Source organism: Escherichia sp. MOD1-EC6300 (assembly GCF_002965045.1).
Classification (GTDB): domain Bacteria; phylum Pseudomonadota; class Gammaproteobacteria; order Enterobacterales; family Enterobacteriaceae; genus Escherichia; species Escherichia coli_F.
This window is the reverse complement of record NZ_PTRH01000004.1, coordinates 409204-416551: the sequence shown is the minus strand read 5'-3', so window position 1 is coordinate 416551 and position 7348 is coordinate 409204. Positions and strand designations below refer to the sequence as shown.

Annotated in this window: 10 protein-coding genes and 1 pseudogene; all 11 read right to left on the bottom strand. The window is 54.0% G+C overall.

Annotated elements, in window-relative coordinates; all coding sequences use genetic code 11:
• Window positions 1–71, bottom strand: a pseudogene (locus BGE37_RS25415) (C40 family peptidase); the annotation flags it as partial.
• A gap of 5 nt (window positions 72–76) precedes the next feature.
• Window positions 77–775 (bottom strand): phage minor tail protein L, encoded by a 699-nt coding sequence (locus tag BGE37_RS09490; RefSeq protein WP_060615496.1) that lies wholly within the window; start codon window positions 773–775, stop codon window positions 77–79.
• Between the two features lie 9 nt (window positions 776–784).
• Entirely contained in the window at window positions 785–1114 is a 330-nt protein-coding gene (locus BGE37_RS09485) for a phage tail protein (protein ID WP_000447253.1), read from the bottom strand.
• The gene (locus tag BGE37_RS09480; protein WP_105287967.1) at window positions 1114–4179 is read right to left on the bottom strand and encodes a phage tail tape measure protein; all 3066 of its coding nucleotides are present in this window, start codon (window positions 4177–4179) and stop codon (window positions 1114–1116) included. Before BGE37_RS09480 ends, BGE37_RS09485 begins: the two co-directional genes overlap by 1 nt.
• Window positions 4151–4480 carry a phage tail assembly protein T gene (locus BGE37_RS09475; RefSeq protein WP_001161009.1) on the bottom strand — a complete coding sequence of 110 codons (330 nt, stop codon included), beginning with the start codon at window positions 4478–4480 and terminating at the stop codon, window positions 4151–4153. The genes BGE37_RS09480 and BGE37_RS09475 overlap by 29 nt, the downstream gene beginning before the upstream one ends.
• Window positions 4481–4488: 8 nt before the next feature.
• Window positions 4489–4875, bottom strand: a complete 387-nt coding sequence (gene gpG / locus BGE37_RS09470) for a phage tail assembly chaperone G (RefSeq protein ID WP_001487852.1) — start codon at window positions 4873–4875, stop codon at window positions 4489–4491.
• 60 nt (window positions 4876–4935) lie between these two features.
• Window positions 4936–5679 carry a phage tail protein gene (locus tag BGE37_RS09465; protein WP_105287966.1) on the bottom strand — a complete coding sequence of 248 codons (744 nt, stop codon included), beginning with the start codon at window positions 5677–5679 and terminating at the stop codon, window positions 4936–4938.
• A 10-nt stretch (window positions 5680–5689) separates the two neighbouring features.
• Window positions 5690–6091 carry a phage minor tail U family protein gene (locus tag BGE37_RS09460; RefSeq protein ID WP_001079400.1) on the bottom strand — a complete coding sequence of 134 codons (402 nt, stop codon included), beginning with the start codon at window positions 6089–6091 and terminating at the stop codon, window positions 5690–5692.
• Window positions 6088–6666, bottom strand: coding sequence for a phage tail protein (locus BGE37_RS09455; protein WP_000677131.1), 579 nt, complete (start codon window positions 6664–6666; stop codon window positions 6088–6090). Before BGE37_RS09455 ends, BGE37_RS09460 begins: the two co-directional genes overlap by 4 nt.
• An 11-nt stretch (window positions 6667–6677) precedes the next feature.
• Window positions 6678–6953, bottom strand: coding sequence for a DNA breaking-rejoining protein (locus tag BGE37_RS09450; RefSeq protein ID WP_001283153.1), 276 nt, complete (start codon window positions 6951–6953; stop codon window positions 6678–6680).
• Window positions 6946–7269 carry a DUF2190 family protein gene (locus BGE37_RS09445; protein WP_001097050.1) on the bottom strand — a complete coding sequence of 108 codons (324 nt, stop codon included), beginning with the start codon at window positions 7267–7269 and terminating at the stop codon, window positions 6946–6948. Before BGE37_RS09445 ends, BGE37_RS09450 begins: the two co-directional genes overlap by 8 nt.
• Window positions 7270–7348: the final 79 nt, after the last annotated feature.

Sequence of the window (7348 nt, the reverse complement as noted above, 5' to 3'; positions counted from 1 at the left end):
ACGAAGCCGCACGACTCCGCTGGCGCACATCGCCGGGCGTGCGCCAGAATCGCTGATTCTGTCTCTGTCATGGGATTTACTGCGAAAGTTTGTTAATGGAAAGGAAGCCGCCAAAGTTGCCGACATTATTGCGGAACTTACAGCCACTCAGGCATTTGCTGCATTTATCCTTCGTGATATCGGACGTTGGCTGATCATATTCATCCGCGACAGCCGGACCGTGATAACCGCACTCATCACCGCGATAGGTCCAGGTGCAGGTATTAGCCAGCATGATGCGCCCCGGAAAAACGGCACCATCCGTTTCCGTCGGTGTGGACAACACAAAGGAGGCACTGACCGCACTCAGTTCGCTGCACTGCTCTATGCGCCAGCGGCTGATCACCTCCTGCTCCGGATCGGCGTCGCTGTTTCCGTTGACGAAGTTCACCGCATCCAGAAAACGGGCGTAAGCCTTACGCCGGACCACCGTTCCGCCGACCAGACTCTGCAGGTCTTCCGCCATCCCCGTGACCATGCCGTGCAGGTTAGAAACCGTCAGTGTCGGACGGGCAGCACTGCCCTTGCCGTTCAGTTCAAATCCTGTCCCCTGAATGGGGTATGCCTGATACTGCCGCCCCTGCCAGGTAACCGGCTCACCTTTTTCGTTCTGCTCATTACAGAAAAAATAACGTTCACCACCGACCTCTGTCAGATCGATTTCCCAGAGCACCACCTGGGCTGACTGAGTGAGGCGTGTCGTCTCATGATGTGTTTCCTGTGGAATATCCTGCATCAGAGCCTCCTATGCCACGACCTGTTCAAAATCTGCCGTTATGGTTACCCACAGCGCCCCCACGCTTGCCGACCATTTACGACAAACCACCCTAATCGGTTTCCAGTCATAAGGTGGCGTCCACTGAAATGCGCGGACGCCACCGTGCCGTTCCAGAAAGGCTTTTAAAGATGGGTGTTCACATTTACGAACACGTATCGTCACGCTGTAAGTCGACAACTGGTTATTCAGTCCCGCCGCACGACGCTGTTCATAACCATCGCCCAGCTTCACTGTCACCACTTTCGGCTCTGATACCACATTCATATCCGGGCGCACTTTCCAGTGAAACGTCTCCATTACCGATATGCTCCACTTAACCGACCACCATCACGGGCCTGCTGTTGCATAAAGTCCGCTGCCGCTTTTTTCCCAAGGTCATAAACCACCTTCAGGGCAGCCGGACCTATCTGCCCGTTCGTGCCATCGTTATTGATCTCAATGTTGTACTGCGGGGCAAACATCGCCATACCTGAACCACCAATATCCGCCACAACCCCCAGCTTACCGTCAGCACCACGACGCAGTGGCAGAATGGCTTCAGGTCCCGCTTCCCCCATCACACCCGCGCCTTTTGCAAAAGCAAAAAACGTCGGACGGTTAACCACCGTGCCACTGTAACGACTCAAATCAGCAGACTGATAAATCCCCCCATTGGCATTCAGGGAAAGGCTGCTGAGATCAAATCCCAGTACACTGCCAATCCCTTTTATCGATTTCATCATGGTTGCCTGCGCCAGAATTTTCGCCATATCTGACAGCACCGAAGAGGTGAAGGATTTGAAGTTGAGTTTGCCGGTAGTGACAAAAGTTGCCAGGCCATTTCCCATGTTGCTGAAGGCTGACGAGAACACCTGTTCTGCTGTTCCTGCCGTATTGTCTGCATCCACGGTAAAATCCTGAAATGCACGCAGGACTCCGTTTTTCCAGTTACCCTGCACAACTTCAAGCTGTTGCCAGTAACGGCGATTCTCATTCAGTTGTCGGTTCAGGCTCTCCGTCAGCGCCTGCTCGGCCTTTCTGTAGTCATCCGTGTTATATGTCCCTTTCTGCTCACTATCCCGCCTCAACTGCTCCAGCTGTTGCTGGTATTTCTGGCGAAGACTCAGTTGTACCTGATATCGCTGCCGCTGCTGATCACCCATACCCACCGTGGCGATATCCAGGTCATGTTGCTGACGCTGAGCGCGCTCTTCTTCAGCCAGTTGACTGGTCAGCTGAATTGTTTTTTTCTTCAGATCGTTGAGTGCCGTCTGTTTCTGAAGCTCCTGCTGTTTTACATCCAGCAGCGTCAGTGCCTGAATCAGTTCATCTTTACGGGCCAGCACACTCTTTTCATCTGCCGTCAGTTTTTTCCCGTCCAGATCGCTGATGCGCTGCTGCAGAGCCAGAAGCTGTTTATGCGCTTCTGTCATCTTTTCCGTGGCAATGCCTGCTGACTGTCTTGCAGCAGCAATCTGTCCTTCCACCTGTGCCTGTTGCTGACTGTACTGCAGCAATAACCGGGTGGCCTCATCATTACGGGTTTCGCGTGTTTTTTTCTTACCGGATGCCAGGGCTTTCTCGTAACGTTCATTTTCACGTTGTATCGCTGCATCCCTGACAGCCTGATCGGCGTACTGCATGGAATTAATACGCGCAATTTCACGCTGATGTCGTGCCGCTTCCGTTTCATTCATCCGGTTCAGTGCAGCATTTTCAGCATTACGGCGTTTCTGTTGCTCCTGATAATTCCGCTCTGCCTGCTCTTTTGCATCCTGCAAATCCTTCTGGCGTTTTTTCTCCTGAAGATCGTTAAGACGCTGCTGATCGTATTCAACCTGAGAAGATGATGCCGTCCAGGGGAGTCTTTTCGCCCGCGACACTTTCTCCTGTAAAGCGGCAATCTGTTCATCCAGCGAGTCTTCACGACCAATATTCATGGCCGCATCCCAGAAACGACTCCACAAATCAGACAGATACTTCAGCGTACTGCCAAGCGCATTGAGGTTATTATCAATATCCGCAGTACGCCGACCGGTTTCCTCTGCCAGTGCAGACATGGCTATCCGTGCAGCATCACTGGACCGTCCCTGATCCCCAAGGACACGTATCTGCTCAAGCTGAGTGGCAGTAAGAAAATGCAGCTCATTGTCCAGAGCCTTCGCGGCATTTACAGGATCATCCTTCAGCCGCTTAAACTGATTTATGGTATCGCTGACCGACTGGCCAACCGATCGCTCCATCTGTGCGGCAGCTCTCGCCACCATACCGATATCGTTTCCACGAAATGCACCACTCCCCACCACCTGAGCCAGCGCACCGGCTGCAGCATGTTGCGTGATACCATTCCCGGAAATAGCACGACTGAGCGTCCACAGCTGCCCGGCAGTGACTCCGGCATAATGCCCCGTCAGCGACAACTGGCGGTTAAATTCTTCCCCCTCCTTCTGACCGTCATACCAGGCTTTACCCAGACCATAGACGGCCGCGGCAATACCGCCAATAACCCCGCCAAGCATCATGCCTTTCGGTGACATCAGTGTGTCTATCCATCCGGCACGGTTAGCCAGCGTTATCCCGGATCCCCTCAGCGCCCCTAAATTGCCGCGGGCCAGTTCACCTATCAGAACGCCTATCTCCTGGCGGGCTGCTGCACTTTTCAGACCCAGCGAATGCGTGGCTTTTCCTGCCTGCTCCATTTTGCGGATATACACTTCTGCAGCACTGCTTACCCCCAGCTGGGCTGCCTTAGCACGAAGCAACTCAGAAGATGAAAGATTCAGGCGGGTTGCCTGCTCTTTAAGCTGACGGATAAACGCCACTTTCTGTCGGGTAGCCTCTTCCTCAGCCTGTGTAAGAACACGGGTTTTCGCCGTAACCTCAGAAATCAGCGCCAGATAATCCTGCTGACCAATCCCGCCACTGTTTCTGGCCTGTCGGATCTGCTGCTGAATACGCTGTAATTCCTGCAGCCCCGCACTGGCCTGTTTCACACTGTCAATCTGACGATAAAACGCAGCAGCCGCTTTATCCTGAGCCTCCGCCAGAGCCATGGCCTGCGCCTGTTCATCGCGCATTTTCTGGCTCAGCGCCTCCATGCGCTGGCGGGTTTTCTCCACCTCGCGGGCCATGCGTTCATGAGCCTGTGCGTTCTTCTCCACCGTCTGCGCATGGACGGAGGCGGCTGTTGCAGCCGAAGAAGCCGCCTGCGTTGTCTGCCGGGCGGCCTGAGTCTGACGCTCCATAAAACGCTGCATACGGGCAGAAGACCGTTCTGCATCGCTGGCGGCACCATTCAGAAGGTTTTTGATACGGGGAATTTCATTTTTAAACTCTGCCGCATCAATCCCCAAATCAATGACCAGGTTGGCTATCTGGTCCATAACGCACACCTCCGGAAATACCTTCTCCAAGATGCATCAGTTCTTCGTCCGTTCGCTCCGGTATCCCGTTCTCTTCCGGTAAAAGGCTGAAATCAGCCACCGCAGCATCACTGCTGCCGGACACCATTCTCACGATCAATGCCTTCAGCGAGGCAAACTGCGCATCCATCCACACATCACTGAAGCTCTGCATCCGGAAATAATCGCCCCACTCACCAAGCTCAGTGGCCGACATTTCCGACAGCATCCGCCGCCAGTCTGCCCGCCGGAACTCCCGGGCAAGCCGCATGACAAACTGCATTTCCCGCGTCAGGACTTTTCCGGCGTCAGCGCCTCATGCTCATCATCCCCGGCATTATCAATGGCCCCCATACCGCTCAGCGACAGAACCATCTCCGCCCCCGCACCCAGGGCATCATACGACCATGTTGTAATAACGGAGGCGCAAAGCGTCTCTACATCCTTAGACTGATCCGCATTCCACAGTGAGCGGGAAACCAGCCAGGCATTGATATCCATCCCCATCCGCAGAAAAGCAATCTGTCGTTCAGCCTCCGACAGTTCTCCCTCCCCGGCATCAAACTTTGCCGTTCGCTGCTGAACAAACGCCAGATATTCAATTCTCTGCAGCCCGGACAGCTCACTGAGCACCACGGACTGTTTTTCATAATTAAACGTGCCCTGTTTCAGAAACATCATATTCTCCACCTGCAAAAAAGCCCCGAATAACCGGGGCAAATGATGAGTATCATCCTGTTAACCTGCGGCGCTGACAGCCACCGTAGCCACTGCCACAAAATCGCCGTCAGAAGTCATGCCCACAATGCTGACACTGCCCTGCTTCACGCCTTTCACCGTGGCCACAAGTCCGTTCAGGGTCACAGTGGCTGTCTGTGGATCTGTCGAATGCACACTGATCGCTTTGTCACTGGCTCCGTCAGGTTGTACTGTAAAGGTCAGCGTGGTGGTTGCTCCCACATTGATACTGGCGGATGCCGGTGCCACCGTCAGCCCGGTAACGCCCACGGTTTCAGTGCCCTCCTCTGCCAGATACGGACGCCCCACACCGCTGATTTTCACGGTGCGGGTCATCACGTCTTTTGAGGCAATGGTTTTACCCAGTGAACTCAGCCAGCCACGGAAAACATCAACAGTACCGTTGGGATATTTGATACGAAACGCGCAGATTTCACCGGAGTCGAACAACTGAACCAGTTTTTTCTGTCCGCTGTCACCCGGACGCCAGGCCAGCGTCGCCGAAGTATCACCGACGGATTTCTGCCCCTGAGTTGTCGTTTTCCAGTCTGCATCTTCATCATCGAGATAAGTGTCATCTTCTGCATCAGCGGTCATTTCGCCAGGTTGCAGATCCTTCACCATCGCAAGACGCAGCCAGTCAGTGTCCGATAAAGGGTTCGCAAACGCATCGCCCTTGCCGGTGTACATCCAGAACGTCGTTCCCGCACCTTTCGTCTTTGCCAGTGGATTTGGTGTGGTCATTACCACCTCCTTAATTCGTGTACGTGATCTGGTACGTGATTTCCGCCATCGCCCAGGTGGCCATCTCATTATCACGTTGATAGTTAAAACCGAGTGGGATCAGGGTGTCGATGAGTCCGGAAAGTGCCGGTACATCATTCAGGGCCGGGAAAATGGTGCTCTCCATCCACATATCCAGCTCTGAATCCGGTGCCTGTGCCCGGATGAAGACAGCAATATGCAGAACAGCCTGCCAGTCATCTTCATCCGTCATTTTTCCGGTGTACTGAGCATCACTCAGCCACACCGCCACGGCAGGCAGTTCCTGCGCATCAATAAATGCCGGAAGCCCGTCAAAAAACGTGGCGCTGTCTCCACACTGTTCCCGAAGGCGTGCCAGTACGGCCTGGCGGATTTGTGTATGTCGGTTCATCGGGTCAGCCATAACCTCAGTTGTTGTTTCAGTGCATACCCCAGCTGTTTCGGCATTTCCGCAGCAATGATGCGGTCGCGGGCATCTTCAAATGCCTGTGTCAGCGGTCCGGACAGCGGGATTTTCACCACATCAATGGGGTAACGATTTTTGCCATCAATACGCCGCATCACATGCCAGCGACCATTCGCCAGTTGCTGAATAAACGCATCCCGGAAAAGATATTTACCCACCTTCAGCACACTGCCACGGTACTGCAGTTTTCCACCACGCCGGGCCAGTCTGACCCGGGCTGTCCCCAGCTTAATGGCGGGAAGATTGCCCCGGTTAACGCGGATCCTGGCCGTCATTTTTCCTGACGGACTGGCTTTAAACACCCGGACACGCTGACGTACCAGTTTCAGGGGGATCCCTTTCACCTGGTTATCTCCCGCAACGGTATTCCTGGCAACCTGCCGGGTGGCAACCGAGACCGCTTTCTGTGCCACACGGTTTATCGCCCATGCGCTGGCCTGTGGCACCATACGGGTATCAAGGCTGTTCAGATTGCGGATGGCATTCTCAAGCCCCTTCATCCCACACCTCTTTACTCAATAAAGATCATTGGCTTACCGTTAAAGCGTTCATGCCGTGTGACCGTCCATTGTTGTCCGTCATAAACAACGCGATCCCCGCGCCGTGGGCGGTATCCCGAAGAAAACACCACCAGAGAGACCGCAGGTCCGGACAGAGCATTCAGCTCTGCCAGTGTTTCTCCCGGGATCACAGTCATATCGACATCATTAATCGAGGCTGTCTTTCCCATCTTTCTAACCGTGATAGCATCCATACGCGCTGCCAGCCGGGAAAAGGGATCAGACATTGAGTTTTACCGGCACTTCTTCTGCACTGGTTCCGGCATCTGCCCAGACAACCCCGACCAGCGGATCAGAGCCGCTGTTAGTCAGCTGAACTTTTCCGGACTTCAGATAAACCTTCTTACCCGTTTTCATGTCATCCGTTTTCAGCTTAGGCAGCATAAACACACCTTCGGTCATGCCGTCGCCTGTTTCACCCTGTGGAATATCGGTCAGCGCCACCGCAAAAACATCGCCCACCTGCACCAGATCTCCGCTGCTGATGGCTGCACTGGCAACAATCGCCACCGTTTTTCCTTCTTCTACAAAATTCTTTGCCATAACTGTCTCCGCACAGCCCCGTTCAGGGGCTGATTTCAGGTACAAAAAAAGCCCTTACGGGCCATCAGAGTTGTTGTCT